This is a genomic window from Streptomyces clavifer (assembly GCF_036345975.1).
GTDB classification, from domain to species: domain Bacteria; phylum Actinomycetota; class Actinomycetes; order Streptomycetales; family Streptomycetaceae; genus Streptomyces; species Streptomyces clavifer.
Genome location: NZ_CP107793.1, coordinates 7,300,673 through 7,320,338, shown reverse-complemented (window position 1 = coordinate 7,320,338; position 19,666 = coordinate 7,300,673). Strand labels below are relative to the sequence as shown.

The following is a 19,666-nucleotide window of genomic DNA, read 5'->3' as shown; positions in this document are numbered from 1 at the left end:
CCTTGGCATCCCTGCACCGTGCCTCGGACGGCCGTGCGCCGCCACACGGTCGATGTCCACGTTTCGTAAGAACCTGTAGCCCGAAATGCCGGTTTCTGCTCCGTAGGGTGATCGGCGTGAACGACTCTTCGGCAGAACTCACCGCCCCTGTCACCGCGGACATCGTGCTGCCCTGCCTCGACGAGGCAGCGGCCCTGCCCTGGGTGCTGGGGCGGATTCCGGACGGCTGGCGCGCCGTCGTCGTCGACAACGGATCCACCGACGGGTCCGCGGACATCGCGCGGGCGTGGGGCGCGACGGTCGTGCATGAGGCCCGGCGCGGCTTCGGGGCCGCCTGCCACGCCGGGCTGCTCGCCGCCACCGCCCCGTACGTGTGCTTCTGCGACTGCGACGGTTCCCTCGATCCGGCGCTGCTTCCCGGCCTCGTCGCCCGGGTGGCCGCGGGCGAGAGCGATCTCGTGCTCGGACGGCGATGTCCGGAGCGCTTCGGCGCGTGGCCCGCGCACGCACGCGCCGGCAACATCGCCCTCTCCAGGATGCTCCGTACCCGGACAGGCCTGCGGCTGCGCGATCTGGGGCCGATGCGGGCGGCCCGCCGGGAGGCTCTGCTGGCCCTGGACCTCACCGACCGCCGTAGCGGCTATCCGCTGGAGATGGTGGTCCGGGCGTCGGACGCCGGGCTCAGGGTCACGGAGACGGATGTGCCCTATCTCGCCCGTACCGGCAGGTCCAAGGTCACCGGCACCTGGCGGGGCACCTGGCACGCCGTCCGCGACATGCGGGCCGTGCTGCGGCGGCCGCCCGGCGTGCCGACCGGGACGGGCAGCGTGGGCGCGGGGACCTGCCGGTGACGCCGGGGCCGACGACGCTGCTCGTCCTCGCCAAGGAACCGGTCCCCGGCAGGGTCAAGACCAGGCTCACTCCGCCGTTCACGCCGGACGAGGCCGCGGAGCTCGCCGCCGCCTCCCTCGCGGACACCCTGCGCCAGGTGCGCACGCTGCCGGCCCGTCGCCGGATCCTTGTCCTCGACGGACGGCCGGGCCCCTGGCTGCCGCCCGGCATCGAGGTGCGGCCGCAGTGCGCGGGCGGCCTCGACGAGCGCATCGCCGGCGCGTTCGCGGAGTGCACCGGCCCGGCGCTCCTGATCGGCATGGACACACCCCAGCTGACCGCAGCGCACCTCGCCCCCGCGTTGTCGCCGGGCGGCTGGGACGAGTGCGACGCCTGGTTCGGACCGGCGGAGGACGGTGGCTTCTGGGCCTTGGGCCTGGCCGAACCGCGGCCGGAGCTGGTCCTGGGGATCCCGATGTCGCTGCCGCACACCGGCGGTGTCCAGCGGGCCCGCCTGACAGACGCAGGTCTCACGGTGGGCGATCTGCCGGAACTGCGGGACGTGGACGAGGCCGACGACGCGTGGCACGTCGCGCAGGCCGCGCCACACGGGGAGTTCGCGGCGACCCTGGCCCGGCTGACCCGGACGGCCGTCGGATGAGCACCACCCTGCCGCCCACCGGCCCGCCGCTCCCCACCGCCTGGGCCGCCGATCCGTACGCCAACGCCCTTCGTACCGGCCGGGGCCCGCTCTTCCTGCGCCGCGCGGACGGCTGGCTGCTGCCGCTGGACGTCGAACGCTGGTGTGCGGACGCCGACGCGGCGGACCTCTCCGCACTCCGCCGCTGCGAGGGGCCGGTCGTGGACATCGGCTGCGGGCCCGGCCGGCTGGTGGCGGCGCTCGCCGCACACGGGCACCGCGCCCTGGGAATCGACGTCAGCGAGGCGGCGGTGGCCCACACGCGGCGCCTCGGCGGTTCGGCGCTGCGCCGCAGCGTCTTCGACCAGCTGCCCGACGAGGGCCGGTGGGGCACGGCCCTGCTCCTCGACGGCAACCTCGGGATCGGGGGCGACCCCGGCGCCCTGCTCCGCCGGACCGCCGCGCTGCTCGCCCCGGGCGGCCTCCTCCTCGCGGAGACGGCGCCGGAGGACGTGGACGAGCGCGTACAGGTCCGACTGGACGACGGGCGCGAACCGGCCGTCCCCGGCCCTCCCTTCCCTTGGGCGCGCCTGGGCAGACCCGCTCTGCTGCGGTACGCACGACTGTGCGGCTGGCGGCCCACCGATCAGTGGGAGGCCGACGGGCGTCCCTTCGTCACCCTGCGCCTCGACCGCACGGTGCGCACCACCAGCCAGAGCGCCGACAGTGTGAACAGTGCCGCGGTGATCAGGAGCCAGTTCCCGAGGAACCTGTCGGGGGACATCCCGGCGGCCGGTTCGTAGCGGTGCGAGTGGCGTGTGATCAGCGGCCACCACATCAGCAGGAGCAGCCCGGACAGGAGCGCGGGGACCCGTACGAAGTTGACCAGTCCCCTCCGTCGCCCCAGTGCCCCGGTCACGGCCCGGTCGGCGAGCGTGTACAGCGGCAGCAGGACCAGGTCGTGCAGCAGCGCGGCACCCACGAACCACAGCACGACGAGGTAGGTGTCGCCGCCCTCCAGCAGCCGGATCCCCGCGTACGCGGCGATGGCGAAGGAGGCGGCCATGAGGACCAGGTGCAGCGGCCCTGCCCCGTACCAGCGGCGCAGCCTCCTCATCGCACTCCTCCGAAGGTCATCCGGGCCACCCATTTGGTGTTCATCACCCCAGGGGCCGCCGGTACGACGATCCGTGCCGGGTAGCCGTGGTCCAGGGACAGCTCCTCGCCGTTGACGCCGAACGCGAGCAGTGAGCGCGGGTCCGCCACCTGGTTGCCCCGGAGCGCGACGGTACGGAAGGGGCCGCTGGGCTGGAGCGACTCGACCAGGACGTCCGGCGCCCTCCCGTCCGCGTGTCCGGCGAGCGCGGCGAGGTCGCGCAGGCGCACCCCCCGCCACCACTGGTCGGAGGTCGACCATCCCTCGACACAGGCGATGGGCAGCGCCGCACTGTGCTGGGGCATGGCCAGAAGCTGTGCCCGGGTGAGCCGGACCTCTCCCGCGGGCCCGGCCAGGGTGAGCCGCCACCGCTCCCGGGTGTCCGCCGGGACGATGCCCGCCTTGGCGGCCGTCTTGTTGATCTGGAAGCCGTTGGGCCCTTCTCCCGGCTCGGCGCCGCCGCGCGGGGTGAGGAGCGCGACGCGGCGCAGCGGCCCGTCGAAGCTGCGGCCCGCCGAGGTGACCAGCAGGAGCAGGGACCCGGCTCCGACGACGGTGAGCGCGCCGCGCCGCGAGAGGGTCGGGGGTGCGGGGTCGGGGGTGGCGAGTTCGTCCGCGGCGGGGGGAATGCCGTGCCGGAGGACGCGCAGGGTCCGGGGGAGCTTGAGGCCCACGTGCGCCACGAACCCGGCGACGAACACCCAGGCCCCGTAGAAGTGCAGCGGATAGAAGGACCCGGGGAACAGGTATTCGAGCTGGATGTTCAGCAGCCCGGTGACGAACTCGAACAGGACGCCGCCCACGAGCAGCAACAGGGACACGCGCTCCAGCGCCTGCGCCACGGACCGGGCCGGGGGCATCACGAAGAGCTTCGGGACCACCGACCAGAGCTTGGCCAGCAGGACGGGGACGAGGACGATGCCCACGGTCACGTGCAGCCCCTGCGTCAGGCGGTACAGCCAGTGAGGGCCGGTCGGCCAGGCGAAGAGGTAGAAGCCCAGCAGCCCCTTGTCCGGCGTCTTGTCGTTCACCGCCGCCAGGTCCGGGTTGTACGCCGCGTACGACAGCAGGCCGGTCACGAACAGCAGGGTGATCCCGGCGAGGAGGACCACTCCGAGCACCGCGGTGAACCTGACTCCCCGGACGGGGCTGCGCCAGAACGCGGGCGTGGAGGGGAGCTGCGGCGCGGCGAGGCGCGCTCGGGTCTTGAGACGTGAGTCGTCCATGGGCCGACGCTATGCCGGGCCCATGGCCCCGCGGGGTGTACGACTCCTGACGGAAGTCTGACGTCACCCGGAGGATCTGACAGTTGTGTGACGCCGCGGCGTCGCACCGCGGCCCGGGGCACCGGCGTGCATAGCGTGCCCCTGTGAAGACCGAGGAGCGCAGCGACAGCACCCGCCCCGCCGAGGAGTTCGCACCTCCCGCCGGGCGGAGGGACCGCCGCCCGGACCTGGCCGCCGCCGCGGTGGGCCTGCTGCTGGTGGCGGCGGCGTCCGCCGTGGGGTGGGCGGTGCAGAACGCGAACGGCAGTCTGCAGGTCCACTGGCCGCCGCTGCTCGCCACCTGGGACCCGCACGTGGGCCCCGGCACCCCGGCCGCGGTGGCCGTCGCGGCCGCCGTCGTCGCGTACGGGCCCGGCCTCGCGGAACGGCTGCCGTGGCGGCGCCTGCTGGTGGCCGCGTGGGCGGCGTCCCTGGCCTGGATCCTCTCGCTGGCGCTGATCGAGGGCTGGGACCGGGGTGTCGCCCGCCGGCTCACCACCAAGCACGAGTACCTGCGGGTCATCGACCGCTTCGAGGACGTCCCGTCGGCCCTGCGCGGGTTCACCGACCACATCGTGATCGGCCCGCCGGGGAACTGGCCCGCCCATGTCGCCGGTCACCCGCCGGGCGCCACGCTGACCTTCGTCGGCCTGGACCGCATCGGTCTCGGCGGCGGCGCCTGGGCCGGGGTCTGGTGCATCGTGCTCGGCGCGTCGGGTGTGATGGCCGTCCTGATCGCCGTACGCGCCCTGGCCGGTGAGCGCCTCGCACGCGGCGCCGCCCCCTTCCTGGTGCTCGCTCCCTTCGCCGTCTGGACCGGCACCTCGGCCGACGGCTACTTCGCCGGGGTGGCGGCCTGGTCGATCGCCCTGCTCGCCCTCGCCGCGACCGCAAGGACGCGCCTCGCCCGGTACGCCGCCCCGGGATCCGGTGTGCTGTTCGGGCTGACCTGCTACCTGAGTTACGGCCTGACGCTCATCGGCGTACTCCTGTGCGCCGTCCTCCTGCTCGCCCGGACCGCGCGGCCGGTCCTGCCCTTCCTCGCCGGGGCGCTGGTCGCCCCCGTCGCCTTCACCGTGGCCGGATTCAGCTGGTGGGAGGCCTACCACCTGCTGGTCGAGCGCTACTACCAGGGTGCGGGCGGCGTCCGGCCGTACTCCTACTGGGTCTGGGGCAACCTCGCCTGCGCCACCCTGGCAGCAGGCCTCGCCACCGTCGCCGGGCTGCGGCGAGCGGTCGTGGCGGCCCCCGGAGGCGTACGCAGCCTGCTTCCCGCCCGCGGCGGTGGCGCGGTGACCGGCGGAACGTGCCTGGCCCTGCTGGTGCTGGCGGCGCTGCTGGCCATCGCCGCAGCGGACCTCTCCGGGATGAGCAAGGCCGAGACGGAACGCATCTGGCAACCGTTCCTCCTGTGGCTGCTCCCCGCCACCGCACTGCTCCCCCGGCGCGATCACCGGGGCTGGCTGGCCGCGCAGGCGATCCTGGCGCTGCTGATCAACCACCTACTGTGGACCGGATGGTGAGAGGGGGGCGCAGGGGCCGGCCCCTCGAATGAACACGGCGCCGTAGGCCGCGGGGGCGGACGACGGCCGGCCTGGCCACGGGTCCGGGCCTGCGCGGACGGCTCCACCGAGGGCCGGACGCCCGGCGGCCGGTGGCGCCGATCCGTGTCCTGCCGTTCACCCCGTGGACGACGGAGCGGCTGTTCCCCCTGCGGTGAGGGCGCGGGAAGTCCTTGGCCGGCCCACCACCCGCCTTCGCACCCCCTGATGCCCGAGGGCACGGGAGACTGCCGTCGCACGTCTGCGTGAGCGGTCTTCGACGCCTGCCGGAACGGAGTCGATCGGCCGGGAACTTTCCGGGGCCCCGGACCGACTACTGCCCCGTGGAAGGACGAAGGGGCCGATGCGATCCGCCGTTCACGAGGCTTGTGCGCGGCGGCTGCCGAGGCCGGTCCGCGCCACCCCCCACCGGCCGTCGGGCATGGCCCGGGCCCCTCCCGAGCCGGCCCACGCCGTCCGCCCTGCCGCCTACCGATGAGGACCACGCATGTCTCCGAGAATCGAAGAGCTGCCGCAGAACGACCACGATCCGACGGGTGCCGCGCCGGACCGGACCACGTCGGCCGGGCCGGTGTCCGAGCACCTCGGCCCGGTCCGGTCCTGGGCGGGGCTGCGGCACCTTCTGGTCCGGCTCCACTTCTACGCCGGTGTCCTGGTGGCCCCGTTCCTGCTGGTGGCCGCGTTGACAGGGCTCGCCTACACCCTCGCGCCGCAGCTCGACGCGCTCGTGTACGGCGACCAGTTGCGTGTGGAGCGCGTCGGGGGCGAGACCCGCCCGCTGGCGGAACAGATAGCCGCCGCGCGTTCGGCGCACCCCGAGGGCACGACGATGTCCGTCACCACCCCGCCGGGGCCGGAGGACACCACCCGTGTGGTGCTCTCGGTGCCCGAGCTGGGAGACAAACAGCGCACGGTGTTCGTCGACCCCTATACCGCCGAGGTACAGGGCGAGCTGACCACCTGGTTCGGGTCGACACCGCTCACCACGTGGCTCGACGACCTGCACCGCAATCTCCATCTCGGGGAGACCGGACGCCTGTACTCCGAGGTCGCCGCGAGCTGGCTGTGGGTGATCGTCGCGGGTGGTCTCGTCCTGTGGCTGGGGCGCAGCAGGGGCAGGCGAGCGAAGTCGGCCCGGGGCGTGCTGCTCCCGGACCGCACGGCGGGCGGGGTGCGCCGGACGCGCAGTTGGCATGCGGCCACGGGGGTGTGGCTGGCTCTCGGTCTGCTGTTCCTGAGCGCCACCGGACTCACCTGGTCGCAGCACGCCGGTGAGCGGTTCGGGCAGGCCCTGGACGCGACGAACGGCCGGGCGCCGGCCCTGGACACCGCCCTCCCCGGTGGGGACGCACCGGCCGGCGACCACGCGGAGCACGCCGAGCACGGCGGATCCGGGGGTGAGGCGGGCGACGCCGATCCGGCGGCCTTCGCCGCGGCCCTGACAGCGGCGCGGGGCGCGGGACTGGACGGCACCGTGGAGGTGACGCCCCCCGCCGATCCGGCGAGCGCGTGGGTGGTGGCGCAGACCGACAACGTCTGGCCGGTGCACTACGACCAGGTCGCCGTGGACACTACGACCGGCGAGGTCGTCTCCCACAACAGGTGGGCCGGGTATCCGGTCCTGGCCAAGCTCAGCAAGCTCGGCGTGCAGGGTCACATGGGCGTGCTGTTCGGGATCGTGAACCAGATCGTGCTCGCGGTGATCGCGCTCGGCCTGACCGCGGTGATCATCTGGGGCTACCGCATGTGGTGGCAGCGTCGCCCGACACGGACCGATCGCACCGCGCTCGCCGGCAAGGCACCCGAGCGCGGCGCGTGGCGCCGGCTTCCCCTCACGGCCCTCGTCCTGGGCATTCCGGCCGTGGCCGCCCTGTGCTGGGCGCTGCCTGTCCTGGGCGTGACCCTGATCGGCTTCCTCATGGTGGACGCGATGCTCGGAGCGGCTCGCCGCATACGCACCACGTGATGTAGGTCCAGGTCCAGGTGTCCGGCCCGCGCTGCGGCCACGCCGCGAAGGCGCTGGACGACCGGGCACAGGCCGTCCGGAAGCCATCCTCTCCCGGCACACGGAGGGAACCGCGCCCCGGCGGATGTCCCGTCGCGGCGCGGTCCTCAGCTGTCCAGGATCCGTCGGGCGGCGTGGGGAACCACCTCAAGAGGGTGACCTGCAGCCGGTCCGGCGTCAGCTGCCCGTCGGCCCGCTCCAGCCACGTCGATCCAGCCCTGGTGACCGTCGGGCAGGGTGACGTAATGGAACGGCGGACCCCGACCGCTCCGCGCTCGGCGTCCTGACGAAGCGTCAGGGAACTTCCCGTGCACGGTACTTCACGAGTTGGACGGTCATGCCCGGTTCTGCGGAGAAGACGGCACGTACGACTCCGCGAAGCCCGTGCCCGGACCGAAGAGGCTCCGTCGCCGGAGGAGCGGACAACGTCGGCGCTGAGGTTTGAGCGCCGCGGGAGGGTGTTCGCCACCATCCGTACGGCCGGGCGAGGTGCTCACTCGATGGTGATTTGCTCCCCTCCCGATCCAGGTGCGGCGCGATCCTGAGAGGGACGGCGCTCGACCGGCGCCGCCCGGATGTGCAGTGGGTGTGGGGAGACGGCATGACGCAGGATGCGAGAGACGGTGGGGGCCCGGAGGCGCAGGTGGTGCTCCTGCTGGCCGGGCTGGCGGACCTGGCGGTGAGCACGGTGGGTTCGGCCCTGGGGACGATGCGCGGATTGCTCCGGCGTTCGGACGCCGCGGAGCTGGCAGCCGGGGCCGAACACGACCTGCTGGCGCGCGGACGCCTGGTCCTGGACCGCTACGCCACCGCTCCCCCGGCCCATCTGGAGGTCCTCGCCCGGGAATCACTGGCCCGGAAGGCCGCCGGTGGCGAGTGACCGGTGGGAGCCCGTCGCGTTCAAGGCCCGCGTCGACGACGTACTGCACCGGTTCGTGGCCCAGGAGGCCGACCGGTTCACCGAGATCGATGCAGCCCTGGGACCGGTGGCCGAGCAGTTGGAGGCGGCCGTCGCGGACGGGAAGCGGCTGCGGGCGGCGTTCTGTTACTGGGGCTGGCGCGCGGTGGGCCAGCCGGACAACGACGCGTTGGTGCGGGCGGCGGCGTCGATGGAGCTGGTGCACGCCGCGGCGGTGGTGCACGACGACCTCATCGACGACAGCCCCTTGAGGCACGGCCGGCCGACGGCGCACGTGGCCCTGCGGAGTGCGCTTCGCCGCCGCCCGCGTGCCGCCGGCGCCGCCAGGTCGCTGGCGATGCTGGTGGGTGACCTGCTGATGGGTCTGGCCGGACAGCTGTTCGCCACCAGCGGTCTGCCGGCGGCCTACCTCGCCCGGGCCCGCCCGCTGTGGTCGGTGCTGACCCGGGAACTCGTCGCGGGTGAGTGCCTGGAGATTCTGCGCACCGGAGCGGACCCGGACCTTACGGATTCCCTGAAGGTGATCCGGTACAAGACCGCCAAGTACACCGTCGAGCAGCCCCTGTTGATCGGCGGCGCCCTGGCCGGGGCCGGGGAGCGGCTGCGCGAGGGCTATACGGCGTACGGGTTGCCGTTGGGTGAGGCGTTCCAGCTGCGGGACGATCTGCTCGGCCTGTTCGGAAGCCCCGGAACCACCGGCAAGGCCAACGCCGACGATCTGCGCGGCCGCCGGCCCACGGCCCTTCTGGCGGAAACCTGGCGTGTTGCCGGTGAGGGCGAGCGGAGGCAGTTGCGCACGATCCTGGGCCGCCGCGACGTGGGTGAGGACGGCCTGCACACGGTGCGCGAGGTGATGCGCCGGCTCCACGCCCCCGACCGTATCGAGGAGATGATCACCGTACGGGTCGATGAGGCCCTCGATGCCCTGCACGCGGTGGATGTGCCCGCACCCGCCACGCACGCCCTGACCGCTCTGGCACGTTCGGTCACCGTCCGCCTCTCCTGACCACGCGCTGCGGGAGCTCGGCGGAAACGGGCCCTCCCCCGGCTGCCGCTGCCTCCGCCCTCGTGTGGACGACTCGGAGCAACCCAAGGAGTACTGCCATGACCTACACCGAAACGTCGTTGGACGCCCTGCGCCGGTCCGGGGACGAGCTCGCGGACGCCACTGTCGCCGCACTCTTCGAGCGCGGCGAGGTGGGGAAGTTCAACACGCTGATGCGCTACGTCTCCACCGCCGGCGCCCCACTCCCCGACGGACTGCCCGATGTCGCCCGGGAGTACCTGTCTGCCACCAGTGCACCGCCGGCCTGGGTGGACTGGGAGGAGATGGAGAAGGCCCGGCTGTTCTTCATCGACAACAACGTACACATCTCCACCGCCCTGTCCTTCGCCTCCATGCCCGCCTGCTACGTCGTCCCCCATGTGGCGAAGCTGCTGTCGGCCACCCACGGACTCTCGTACCCGTCCAAGCGAATGGCGGAGACGGGGCAGTTCACCGTCTACCTGATGCAGCCGGACGCCTTCGAGACGGGCAGCCGCTTCATCCCCGCAGCCCAGAAGGTGCGCCTCCTCCACGCCTCCATCCGCCATCACCTGCGGCGCGAGGACCGTTGGGACACCGATGCGCTCGGGACGCCCATCTGTCAGGAGGACCTGATCGGCGGCCAGATGTTCTTCTCCCTGGTCGTGCTGGACAGCCTTCACCGGCTCGGGATCCACATGTCGGCAGAGGGCGCGGACGCGTACTACTACGCCTGGCGTGTGGTCGGCGCGATGCTCGGGGTCGACCAGGACGCCGTACCCAAGTCGCTCGACGAAGCCAGGCAGTTCCTCGATCTGTACATGCTCCGGCACATGGGTCCTTCCGAGGAGGGCGCACACCTGACCCGCCAGCTCATCGACCTCTACGAAGAGGTCGTACCCGGAACCTTCTTCGACCCGGTCGTCTCCGCGCTCATCCGCTACCTCGTCGGCGACACCTGTGCCGACTGGCTCCAGGTGCCGCGCACCACGTGGGACACCGTCGTCGGAGCCATGCCGCATGTTCTCGGTGTCATGGAGGCCATCGAGGACCGATCACCCCTCGCCGCCCGGGCACTGGACCGCATCGGTCACCTGACCACCCTCTTCGAGCTGTCCTCCCTCACCCGCGGGCGGGTCATGCACTACGCCGTCCCCGAGGAACTCAGGAAGGACTTCGGCATCACCGACACGGCGCCCCGCACCAGCCGATGGGTGCCGCCGCCCGCAACGGTCTCCTCGGGTCACTAACGAGCTTGTGCACGGTTAGCCAGGTGATTTCGTCGTCAGCCCGCCCCGGGAACGCCCCAACGCCTCAGCGGGGCTGTGCCCACGCGGGGAACGTCTGCTTGCCAGGGACGCGCGGGTGTAACACCAACGCCCGCCAAGCTGACGTCCTCGCAGCCCAACGCAAGGAGTGCGCCCGCATTCGAATCGAGAAAGGGCATCCGCTGGGGAGGCCGTGTCGTCGCCGAGCCGAATGACAGCGCCCTACACCTGTCCGGCTTCAACCCTGATCGAGCGGATGGGAGAGAGTCCGTTCCGCCCACTCTCCTGCTGCCAGTTCCGAGGCCGCACAGCCCGGTTTGCGTTCCGCCTGGTCCTGGAACAGACGCACGAATGAACGGGCGAAGCCCAGCCGGGGGTAGGCACTGACAAGGGTGTCCGTGAAGGAGATGCCGAACGCCTCCAGTCCCGTTCCAGACACATCTGCGCTGGTCCCCACCTGCAACAGCCGGCTCTCCACGTCCACTTCCGGCGCGATGTCGTCTCGCATGTGGAGCACGATCAGGTCAGCCACTCTGTCGCGTCGCTCAACCGGCCAGCCAAGACCGGCTGTGAAAACGCGGGCCAAGTGCCCACCGGCTTCTTCAAAAGCGAGAGTGTGACTGTCAAAAGGCGGGGTGAGAGCCAGGTCGTGCAGCATCGCTGCAACGAAGAACAGTTCGCGGTCGAAGTCGAGGCCGCGAGCCTCCGCCCAGGCTGCACCGAAGAAGTAGGACCGCACAGAGTGGTGATACAGCGCGTCATCAGCGTATTCCACGCAGACTGTTCGCGCCGCCTCCGCCGCTCGTCCTATGGGTACGCGCACCCCGGCCACGTCGACCAACATTCCGCAACCCCTCACAGCCGAGCGCTACTCCCGAGGTGCAGCATAGCCAGGCCGAGCGCCCGCCCCTGCCCCTGCCCCTGCCCCTGCCCCTGCCCTGGTGAACGTTCACGGCCACAGCACTGCCTTGAACGTCTGCGAGCAGTGTGGGGGCGAGTCCGAACGCCCGCCAGATTCGGGAGATCGCCGACTGTGACATCCCTGTGGCGGCCGCCATCGATCTGGTCGACCGATGGGTGGCGTTTTTCGGCCTTTGCTCAAGGGTTTCGACGATGACCCCGGACGCCCCATACCCGACCAACGACAAACCTCCGACTCAGGTCACTAGCCCGGCAGGAGCTGCACGCGAGGCCACCCGCGGCCCGGAGCCTGGAGGCCCGGGGTTCCGGACTCGACGGGCCCGAGCGGCGTCGGCGCGCGCCCGGGCGGTGTGCCGGGTGCGCCGGTCAGCCGGTGTCCCGTCAGCCGGCCGCGGAGATCGTCCCGCCGTAGCGCAGACCTGCTCTCACCTGGTACGGAGCGTCCTGCCGACCGGGTGTCTGACGCAGCGGCCGACGCCTCGCCCGTGAGGCCACCCGAGCGGACGGAATGCCCTGCATGGGAACAGGCGGGAGGGGCAGACGCAGTGCACACGAGCCCGTTGCCGGGCCTGGAAGCGGAGGTCGCGATGCTGTCCCACAGACGTGAACACGATGTCCTCGTCCTCACCGTGCGGGAGGACCCGGGGATCAACGGACGTGCCGAACTGGCAACCAGGATCATGGACTTCACACAGGCGTACCAGCCGTCACCGGTACTCGTCGTCATCAACGACGGTGCCGCGAGCCCTGCCACCGCCAGCGCCGTCCTGCGTGCCCATCGCCAGTGCAGCGATCTGAACGTGCTGTTCTCGGTCGCCACCCACGACGCCCCCGTGCGGCGGCTGCTGGAGGACAATGCCGACTCCCGAGGTGCAAGGCTCGTCGTCCATCCCCGTGTCGATGTCGCTCTCGAGTCGGCATACGCCGCTGCAGCCTGAACCCGCACCGGGCCTCAGGGCACCCGGCCACCACGGGCAGCGGCGGCCCGCCCCCGGCCGGCCTCCCCCTGTCGGCCCGCGTCAACCCAGTTCGTGGCCCGGCGCCCTGTTCGCCGGGCCACGCGCCTGTCCTGCCTCGTTCGCATAACGGGTGCGCGGGCGCGCGACTGGCCGATGGACACGACTGCTGCCACACGCGGGAAGGGTCGGCATTGCGCACACTCGTCATGACTGTATGGCGGCACACGGGATACGAGCTCGACGCGGTGAGACGGAGTGCGAGCAGGGCCCTGCGGCACTCCGGCCCCGAGCGCGCCACTGCCGTACAGGCTCTCAAGGCAGCCGGCGCGGCCATGCTGGCCTGGGCACTGGCAGCATTCTGGATCGAGAGCCCCATGGCCCTGATGGCTCCGTGGACCGCCCTGATCCTGGTCGACACGACCGTCTACAGATCGCTGCGCGCCGGTGTGCAGCAACTCGCCATCATCTCCCTGGGCGCGGTCTGGGCCTCCGTGGCGATGTACCTCACCAATGGCAGCACGTTGCACGCCATGGCCATTTCCTTACCTCCCCTGACGCTGATAGCGGCCTATCAGCGGCTCGGCCCGCACGGCATCTACGGTGCGACCACCGCCCTGTTCGTCATCGCCTACGGTTCCTACCAGCCGGGAGAGATCGGCCACCGTCTCCTGGAGACGTTCATCGGAGCAGCCATCGGCCTCTCGGTCAACGCGTTCGTCCTGCCGCCCCTACGCCTCCACGACGTACGCTCCAACCTCCACGCCCTGGCACTCGAATGCTCCGGTCTCCTGCGAGCGATCGCCGACGGTTTGACGCAGCCATGGGGCGCGGCGGAAGCCGAGGCGTGGGAGGACCGGGCACGCAGACTCCGCAGCGCCGTGGAGGCCGTGGCGGTTGCGCGGCGGCGGTCCGCGGAGAGTACCCGTCTGAACCCGGCACGACGCCTGCGCCGCGCTCACTTCGTGCCGCATCCGCCGCCTCAGGCCGACCACCAGTGGGAGAACGTCGTGCACCACCTCACGGCGCTCATCCGGACCATGTCCGGCATCGCGGCCCGGTCCCACGCCCTCTCCGCCCCGACGCGGAGCTTCACCCGTGACTACGCGGCTCTGGCCGGTGACCTCGCACGCCTGTGCTCGGACCGGGCCGAGGCCCTTGCCCGGTTCGAGGAGCACGGAACCACCCCTCGAAAGACCGCGGTCGCCGCTTGGGAGCGCTACGAGCAGCTGCTCGGCCGGCTGCACAGCCAGGCGGACAATTCGGCGACCGCCGTCGGCTGCGGCCTGCTCATCGAGATCCGTCAACTACTGGTGGCGCTGGCCCCGGAGGAACCGGGCCCGCCCTGACAGCACCCCCATCCTGCTCCGGAAGCCACAGCACCTCACCCCTGCACCCGACGGCCCCGGCTGGCTCTCATCCCACGGCCCGAATCATTCCGGCGGATTTCCGCCACTGCACACCGGTCCGCACCCGGAAGAGGATCACCGTCGGCCAGCGGCGATGATCCTTCCCGCTGGAGTGTCCTGGTGGAGCGGACGGCGCCTTTCCGATACCGCGCGCTTCACGCATCGCCGCCCGGCTGTCACTTTCGCCGGCCCTGCGATGAGCGCCGTGAGCCCTGGCGAGGCCGGGCCGCTGACCGACGCCACGCCACACGCCCGTCCCGCCGTCCACCGCACTGAGCACGGGCGAAAGGACGAGCGTGGACACTTCCCTCGCGACCCCCTGTCCGCCTCTGCCGAATCCGGGTCCGTGCAAGCACGGTGTCCAGCTCCGGCCAGTCGAAGAACAGGCGCGGCGTTGCCCACCGGGCGGGCCGGGGCGGCCCCGCGCACTGTGGGCAATTCAGGCGCGGGCAGCCGCGGCGGCCTCGATCCAGTTCCTGAACTCGACGGCGTAGTGCCGAAGGTGGTGGTCGAGGACCTCGTCCGGGCACGTGACCGGGAAGTAGACCGTCAGGTGGGCCGTGAAGCCGTCGGCGGTGTCGCCGAACTGGATCAGTGACCGTCCGACGACGGTGCCGTCGGCCAGGAAGAGGTTGGAGGACATCTTGCGCGGAAATTCCGACTCCGGGAGCAGTTCGTCGGCGTCCGCGGCCCAACCCAGGGCGTCCGTTCCCCAGCCGCCCATGTAGAAGGAGGCGACGTGGGGACCGATGTTCTCCACCACACGCGCTCCGATGGCGTCGGTTCCCATCACGTAGTGCTCGGGGTGTGCTGCGAGGAGTGCGCTCTCGTCGCCTGCGAACGCCTCGTCCATCCAGGCGAGGAAGGTGCCCGAGCTGAGGCCTCGCGTGGCGAGGACGGTGGTGCCTGCCTTGAAGCTGCCGTCGGAGGTCCGGGCGCTTTCACGCAGGAAGGCGTTGCCTTCCTCGATGTCCGCGGCCAGGAGGTCGAGGAGCCCCTGGCGGCCCAGCAGTGTCCGGAAACGGTCCAGGGCACGGCGGGCGTAGAAGAGCTCGAGGTCGTCGATGCTCCCGGCGCCGGTGGGGCCGGCCTCGAGCGTCACGGTGACGGGCGTAAGAGTCTGGTCGTCGGTCATGGTCGAACCTCCAATTTGATGCGAATGTGAATTCACATTCGCATTCGCATTCTGAGAGTACACCGAGGAGTGCACCAGCACTACGGCATCCCCCACGCGGAGCGCACGTACGTTTTCCCATGCTCAACCTGTTCACGCTCAAGGACGGGAAGATCATCGAGAGGCGGGCCCAGAAGCGGCGGGTAGTTCTCGATCTTCCTGGCGACGGCGGCGGCGGGTTCGGTGTGGTTGTCGACCTCCACGGACATCACCGGCACCCCGTCCTCCGGCGCCGTCAGCACCGCGTCCGCACGCAGACTCCCGGGGCGGGGGTGGTGAACGTCCCTGAGACCGGGAGGGGCACCTCTGTCTCCCAGTCCGCAGATGCCCCAAGCCCGGCAGCCGGGTCAGCAGCGGACGCACCTGCTCAGGGACTGCGGCGATGATGGTGGTGTCTGTGCGGCGGGCGACGGATTTCGTGGGCGACGGTGAGGACTGGCGGAACGCGTCGATCGTGTCCCTGACCGCCAGAGCGTGCGGGGCGCAGGCCTTCGCCGCGTCCCGGGCAGTGGCGCCCATCGCCTTGACCGGACGCCCCACCTCCGTCGCTGCGGACGCGAGGCCGGCGAAGGCCCTGGAAGGGGCATTCCTCTCCGTCAAGCGTCGGGCAAGACGCCTTCCCGAGCTGATGGAGGAGCAGGGCTACAAACCGGGATCCACGCCCGATGACGGCATGGTCAGCCTGATCGACATGGTCAGCACGACCAACCTCACCGACACGGACCGCGCGTTGCGTCTGCTCGACGAAAGCAGCGACGTTGTCCCACGGGACAGCGTGTTGAGAGTGCGCCGGGCACGGGGCACTTCCCGCACGAGGACCACCACACGCAACGGTGTCGGGCGGCGGCCGACTGGGACGCGCTTATCACGTGCCATATCCTCGACCCGCTTACCTGGGCGTGGTGGGAAGCCGCCCACGGGAACTTCCGCCCCCTCCTCGACATCGCTACGGAGGTCATGGCCAAAGTGGCCCGTGGCGCGTGGGAGGAGTGAGGCGTTGGAGGCGTGCAGTCAAGGCAGCACCTCGCTCTCCGTGTGGGCCCGGCGCTTGGTGCCCCACTTCTTCAGAGCGGGACACCAAGCGCGCGTGAGCGTCAGACAGTCGGCGATGCGGAGAAGTTGTAGCTGATCCGCCCCTTGCCGTCGTTCCTCCAGTCGATCTGCATGACGCTGTCGCCGAGGTATCGGCTACCGGCGGCGGCCTTGTGCTTCACGGTCGGGCTCGTGTAGCTCGTGTTGCCGTAGGCGTCGAGGTTGTTCAGCTTGCTGCCCAGACCATTTCCGTATGCGTACTTGGACACGGGGTCGGTCCCGGACACGCTCCGCTTGACCTGGATCAGCGCGCGTGCGTCGTTGACGGAGGACGAGCCGGCGAAGCCCCAGGGGCCATCGACTGAGACGTACGCCTTGGTGTAGATGTAGCCCCCTTCACGCTTGGCGCAGGTCTTGACGGAGAAGTTGAAGTTGTCGTTGACCGTGTTGCCGGGGTGGTCAACCGACTTCTTCGAAGTCGTGCACTTGTAGCTGGCAGCGGACGCGGTGCCGGTGCCGAGGACCGTAGCCCCCGCGACCAGCGCCGCCGTCGCGGCGGTAGCGGTCAGGGCGCGCGCTATGTTCATCAGCTCTCCTTGAAATCGTGTTCGGCAGGATCATCACGCTCAGTGCGGTGCGCGGGGATCTCTCGGGCCCGAGGCGCAAAGGCAGCCGGGGCGGCTCATGGCTCAGCGCGTGCGCGGGGCAGCTACGCGAGCGCGATGTCCACCCCGTGCCTGAGCATGGCTATCGCAACGCTCGACCATCCTGATCGCCCCCTAGATGCAATGATCGTGCGGCCACCCTACGCAACACTCCTTTGCAGTCCGCAACTGGTTTACGTAGGCCGCATATTGGCGCCATGTGTTCTGGGCGATCGTGGGCGCCGGCGAGGTGACGGCGGCGCGCATGCGGCTGAAGCATGCCCACGGGCGCGCGTCATCGGGCCAGTGACTGGTCGGATCTCCCGCATCCGCTGCCGGTGACCACCCGCCCACCGCCGGCAGGCGCGGCGCTGCGGAAGATGGGCGAAGCCCTCGACCGGCCCGTACGCCCGCAGGGCAGGGGCTCAACGCTGACGATGCCATCCCTGTGCTCGACAATCCGAAGACCCTGCGGTGGTCAGGCCGGAAAGGATACCGGTGAACCGGCTTGGACAAGATGCGATATCCGGGGCGGTAATACGGTCATGCCCGCCGGTCACGGAGAGGCTCGCCGGATGACCGCGGAACCGCAGCACACCGACGTCGTCGAGGCGGAGCTGCTGCCGACCGACGAGGCGAAGACCGCCGGGGACGTCGCGACGTACGACAGCGCGACCGGCCGCCGCGCTCGCCGCGCTCGACCAGAGTGCCGTGGAGCACCTGGTGGACGCCCGGCCGCAGAAGACCCGCGCCTCCTTGCCCGCGACTGGGAGCTCTGGGCCGAGTTCCACCGCCGGCTCGCCGGGCGGACCGGCCACACGCTGCCGCTGACCGCGGTCACCAAGGGCACCCTGGTCGCCTTCGTCATCTGGCTCGACCAGATGACGAAGGCCGCGCCCAGCACCATCGCCCGCCGCATCACCGGCGTCACGGTCACCGCCCGCCGGCACGGCATCGAAGTCCTCAAGCAGGCCACGAAGGCGGGCCCGCGAGGCGCTCAAGCCGATGAAGCTCGACCCGGTACGGACGCGCGGCCGCAGCAAGGCGATCGCCGCCACCCCGGCGCACCTGAAGGCGATGAACACCTCGCCCGCGGCCCGCCCGCAGCCCATGCTCGGCCGACGCTGCGGCACCCAAGATCTGACCGAGCTCGCCAGGCTGCGCGACCGGGCCCTGGCGACGCCGGCGTTCGGCGTTGCCGGGCAGTCCGAGGAGGTCTCCTCGCTCGGCGTGGTCCAGTAGCGCGTAGATGGGTGCGACCTCGATCCGCCCAGGGTGCTTCCGCCGGCGGCGGCGTCCTCGATCTCCTGCAGCAGCGCGGCCTTGGCTTCGTCGGCGGCGGCCGCGGCCCGCTCCTCCCGGCGGGCGTCGACGGGGTCGGTGGCGAGGAGCCGGGTCAGCTCCTGGTCGGTGTGGCCGCCGTACGGGCGCTGGTTCCAGGCCCGCGTCACCGCCAGCTCCCGCTCCTCCCGCATGTCCTCCAGGCGCTGCCTCTGCTCGTCGCTCAACCGGCGAGCCGGCTCGCGCAGTTGGCGGGATCAACCCCAGACGGGTTGATCCGTCGGCATGATGATGGCATGAGCAACTGGATCGACCTCCTGACGAGCAACTTCGCCTCCGGTCTTATTGGTGCCGGTATCGGTGGTGCTGCAAGCATCTTGGGCGCCCGTATGCAGGCCAAGTCCTCGGACAAGATCGCGCGCGACACAGCCGCAAGAGCAGCTGCACTGGAGGGGTACCTCATCTTGGGTGACCTGGAAGCCGCACTCCTCGGGAAGACGACGGTATCGGGTGCGGACATGGCCACCTGGAACGCCGAGCAGCGGGTCCTCCTCAGTCGGGCCCGTAAACGAGCCAACGTGCTGCCGATGTCGGAGGAGGCCAGAAGGACGCGGTGCCGAGAGGCCATCGCACTGATTCAGCCTTTCACCGGCTATGTCACATGGGACGACTACGTGTTCCTCACCAGGATGGCCTTGCAGGACGCACAGGAGGCGATGGGGACCTATTCGAGTGGTCGACCCCCGACCCCCGTTGTCGCCGATCTGGAGGCACGGATCGGCATGGAGCGAACGAAGAGACGACGTCTCAAGCTCGCACGTCGACTGCACGAAATCGAAGAAGAGACTGAGTACCACGAACTAGATGACCACAGGCACAGCGAGGCCGACGTAATCAAGGCCGAACTCGGCGTCTCACGGACCGTCGATCTGCCCGGCGAGGAACTCGCCGCCATCACGTCATGACGCCCGCCGGAACAGGCACTTACGCTTTGCATTAGTGCAACGCATATTCTCGAACAACGGGACAATTGCGTCCACGTGCAGGCCCCGACGCCTTTGGAGGTACGGGGCCTTTTGTATGCGCTCGGGAGGGCTTCAGCAGAGGACGAGACCTGGCTGACGACCGAGAGGCTGCCGAGCTGACGGGCGTCAGCATCGTGACGGTCTACTCGTGGGTCCGCTCTTGCGAGCGGGGGACGGGGAACCATCCCCACGTAGGCGGGATCAGCTCCGAGACGTCGTCAGGCGCGGCTGAATCCGGGGGCCATTCCCGCGTGCGCGGGGAGCAGTAGGAAACTCGCACCACGAAGCTCACCACCCGGCCCAGTCGGCGGCCTGCTCACGCAGTTCCTCCAGTCGCGACCAGTCAGCTGGCGGTCGGCGCCCCACGCCAGGGGCTCGCGTTCTCGCACGGAGGACCCGAGGGGTACCCGCGGGCAGGAAGCGTTCGCGCTCCTCTTCGGTGCAATCTTGCCCGGCCGAGGAGCAGAGGTGGGGGAACCAGTTCGCGCGAAGTAGATCGTAGGACTGCCTCCAGCCCTTGGCGTAGGCGGACAGCGGTCTTCGTAGACGACCGC

The 19,666-nt window shown here is 70.8% G+C and carries 16 protein-coding genes and 1 pseudogene; 11 read left to right on the top strand and 6 right to left on the bottom strand.

Going from position 1 to position 19,666, the window contains the following annotated elements:
- Nucleotides 1-107: 107 nt before the first annotated feature.
- The 3 genes from OG927_RS31630 to OG927_RS31620 are packed head-to-tail and all read left to right on the top strand — an operon-like array spanning nucleotide 108 to nucleotide 2,274.
- Nucleotides 108-851 (top strand): glycosyltransferase family 2 protein, encoded by a 744-nt coding sequence (locus OG927_RS31630; RefSeq protein WP_403089562.1) that lies wholly within the window; start codon nucleotides 108-110, stop codon nucleotides 849-851.
- A complete protein-coding gene (locus tag OG927_RS31625; protein WP_056788435.1) occupies nucleotides 848-1,492 on the top strand; it encodes a TIGR04282 family arsenosugar biosynthesis glycosyltransferase in 645 nt (214 codons plus the stop codon). The genes OG927_RS31630 and OG927_RS31625 overlap by 4 nt, the downstream gene beginning before the upstream one ends.
- Nucleotides 1,489-2,274 carry a class I SAM-dependent methyltransferase gene (locus OG927_RS31620; RefSeq protein WP_056788433.1) on the top strand — a complete coding sequence of 262 codons (786 nt, stop codon included), beginning with the start codon at nucleotides 1,489-1,491 and terminating at the stop codon, nucleotides 2,272-2,274. Before OG927_RS31625 ends, OG927_RS31620 begins: the two co-directional genes overlap by 4 nt.
- A 310-nt stretch (nucleotides 2,275-2,584) precedes the next feature.
- Here OG927_RS31620 and OG927_RS31615 read toward each other — a convergent pair whose 3' ends face one another.
- Nucleotides 2,585-3,853 carry a molybdopterin-dependent oxidoreductase gene (locus OG927_RS31615; protein WP_056788431.1) on the bottom strand — a complete coding sequence of 423 codons (1,269 nt, stop codon included), beginning with the start codon at nucleotides 3,851-3,853 and terminating at the stop codon, nucleotides 2,585-2,587.
- Nucleotides 3,854-3,996: 143 nt separating this feature from the next.
- Here OG927_RS31615 and OG927_RS31610 point away from each other — a divergent pair, with 143 nt between their 5' ends.
- The 5 genes from OG927_RS31610 to OG927_RS31590 all read left to right on the top strand — a co-directional run bounded on the left by OG927_RS31610 (nucleotide 3,997) and on the right by OG927_RS31590 (nucleotide 10,652).
- Nucleotides 3,997-5,415: a hypothetical protein gene (locus OG927_RS31610; protein ID WP_056788429.1), complete on the top strand. Its 1,419-nt coding sequence runs from the start codon at nucleotides 3,997-3,999 to the stop codon at nucleotides 5,413-5,415.
- A 526-nt stretch (nucleotides 5,416-5,941) separates the two neighbouring features.
- Nucleotides 5,942-7,420: a PepSY-associated TM helix domain-containing protein gene (locus tag OG927_RS31605; RefSeq protein ID WP_330321193.1), complete on the top strand. Its 1,479-nt coding sequence runs from the start codon at nucleotides 5,942-5,944 to the stop codon at nucleotides 7,418-7,420.
- Between the two features lie 640 nt (nucleotides 7,421-8,060).
- Nucleotides 8,061-8,339: a polyprenyl synthetase gene (locus tag OG927_RS31600; RefSeq protein ID WP_124280250.1), complete on the top strand. Its 279-nt coding sequence runs from the start codon at nucleotides 8,061-8,063 to the stop codon at nucleotides 8,337-8,339.
- The gene (locus OG927_RS31595; protein WP_124280251.1) at nucleotides 8,329-9,384 is read left to right on the top strand and encodes a polyprenyl synthetase family protein; all 1,056 of its coding nucleotides are present in this window, start codon (nucleotides 8,329-8,331) and stop codon (nucleotides 9,382-9,384) included. The genes OG927_RS31600 and OG927_RS31595 overlap by 11 nt, the downstream gene beginning before the upstream one ends.
- A 98-nt stretch (nucleotides 9,385-9,482) precedes the next feature.
- Nucleotides 9,483-10,652, top strand: coding sequence for an oxygenase MpaB family protein (locus tag OG927_RS31590; RefSeq protein ID WP_319106996.1), 1,170 nt, complete (start codon nucleotides 9,483-9,485; stop codon nucleotides 10,650-10,652).
- 256 nt (nucleotides 10,653-10,908) lie between these two features.
- Here OG927_RS31590 and OG927_RS31585 read toward each other — a convergent pair whose 3' ends face one another.
- Both OG927_RS31585 and OG927_RS31580 read right to left on the bottom strand, forming a co-directional pair.
- Nucleotides 10,909-11,514 carry an HD domain-containing protein gene (locus tag OG927_RS31585; protein WP_330321192.1) on the bottom strand — a complete coding sequence of 202 codons (606 nt, stop codon included), beginning with the start codon at nucleotides 11,512-11,514 and terminating at the stop codon, nucleotides 10,909-10,911.
- A 145-nt stretch (nucleotides 11,515-11,659) separates the two neighbouring features.
- Nucleotides 11,660-11,788 (bottom strand): annotated as a pseudogene (locus tag OG927_RS31580) (IS630 family transposase); the annotation flags it as partial.
- Between the two features lie 390 nt (nucleotides 11,789-12,178).
- On the opposite strand from OG927_RS31580, the gene OG927_RS31575 reads away from it, so the two are divergent.
- Both OG927_RS31575 and OG927_RS31570 read left to right on the top strand, forming a co-directional pair.
- Nucleotides 12,179-12,529 (top strand): hypothetical protein, encoded by a 351-nt coding sequence (locus OG927_RS31575; protein ID WP_056789078.1) that lies wholly within the window; start codon nucleotides 12,179-12,181, stop codon nucleotides 12,527-12,529.
- Between the two features lie 227 nt (nucleotides 12,530-12,756).
- Complete coding sequence (locus OG927_RS31570; protein WP_330321191.1) at nucleotides 12,757-13,896, top strand: FUSC family protein; 1,140 nt, start codon at nucleotides 12,757-12,759, stop codon at nucleotides 13,894-13,896.
- Between the two features lie 499 nt (nucleotides 13,897-14,395).
- Here OG927_RS31570 and OG927_RS31565 read toward each other — a convergent pair whose 3' ends face one another.
- The 3 genes from OG927_RS31565 to OG927_RS31555 all read right to left on the bottom strand — a co-directional run bounded on the left by OG927_RS31565 (nucleotide 14,396) and on the right by OG927_RS31555 (nucleotide 18,314).
- Nucleotides 14,396-15,091 carry a hypothetical protein gene (locus OG927_RS31565; protein WP_209471666.1) on the bottom strand — a complete coding sequence of 232 codons (696 nt, stop codon included), beginning with the start codon at nucleotides 15,089-15,091 and terminating at the stop codon, nucleotides 14,396-14,398.
- A gap of 1,133 nt (nucleotides 15,092-16,224) precedes the next feature.
- On the bottom strand, nucleotides 16,225-16,749 hold the full coding sequence (locus OG927_RS31560) for a hypothetical protein (RefSeq protein WP_245377943.1): 525 nt from the start codon (nucleotides 16,747-16,749) through the stop codon (nucleotides 16,225-16,227).
- Nucleotides 16,750-17,231: 482 nt separating this feature from the next.
- Nucleotides 17,232-18,314: a hypothetical protein gene (locus OG927_RS31555; protein WP_330321190.1), complete on the bottom strand. Its 1,083-nt coding sequence runs from the start codon at nucleotides 18,312-18,314 to the stop codon at nucleotides 17,232-17,234.
- A 69-nt stretch (nucleotides 18,315-18,383) separates the two neighbouring features.
- Between OG927_RS31555 and OG927_RS31550 the strand changes: the two genes are divergently transcribed.
- Entirely contained in the window at nucleotides 18,384-19,052 is a 669-nt protein-coding gene (locus tag OG927_RS31550; RefSeq protein WP_330321189.1) for a hypothetical protein, read from the top strand.
- The last annotated feature ends 614 nt before the right edge of the window (nucleotides 19,053-19,666 follow it).

Bases quoted from the DNA above. Each gene is read 5' to 3' on its own strand.
- OG927_RS31570 (WP_330321191.1), top strand. From the start codon at position 12,757: ATGACTGTATGGCGGCACACGGGATACGAGCTCGACGCGGTGAGACGG.
- OG927_RS31575 (WP_056789078.1), top strand. From the start codon at position 12,179: ATGCTGTCCCACAGACGTGAACACGATGTCCTCGTCCTCACCGTGCGG.
- OG927_RS31590 (WP_319106996.1), top strand. From the start codon at position 9,483: ATGACCTACACCGAAACGTCGTTGGACGCCCTGCGCCGGTCCGGGGAC.
- OG927_RS31605 (WP_330321193.1), top strand. From the start codon at position 5,942: ATGTCTCCGAGAATCGAAGAGCTGCCGCAGAACGACCACGATCCGACG.
- OG927_RS31565 (WP_209471666.1), bottom strand. From the start codon at position 15,091: ATGACCGACGACCAGACTCTTACGCCCGTCACCGTGACGCTCGAGGCC.
- OG927_RS31600 (WP_124280250.1), top strand. From the start codon at position 8,061: ATGACGCAGGATGCGAGAGACGGTGGGGGCCCGGAGGCGCAGGTGGTG.
- OG927_RS31550 (WP_330321189.1), top strand. From the start codon at position 18,384: ATGAGCAACTGGATCGACCTCCTGACGAGCAACTTCGCCTCCGGTCTT.
- OG927_RS31620 (WP_056788433.1), top strand. From the start codon at position 1,489: ATGAGCACCACCCTGCCGCCCACCGGCCCGCCGCTCCCCACCGCCTGG.
- OG927_RS31615 (WP_056788431.1), bottom strand. From the start codon at position 3,853: ATGGACGACTCACGTCTCAAGACCCGAGCGCGCCTCGCCGCGCCGCAG.
- OG927_RS31585 (WP_330321192.1), bottom strand. From the start codon at position 11,514: ATGTTGGTCGACGTGGCCGGGGTGCGCGTACCCATAGGACGAGCGGCG.
- OG927_RS31560 (WP_245377943.1), bottom strand. From the start codon at position 16,749: ATGAACATAGCGCGCGCCCTGACCGCTACCGCCGCGACGGCGGCGCTG.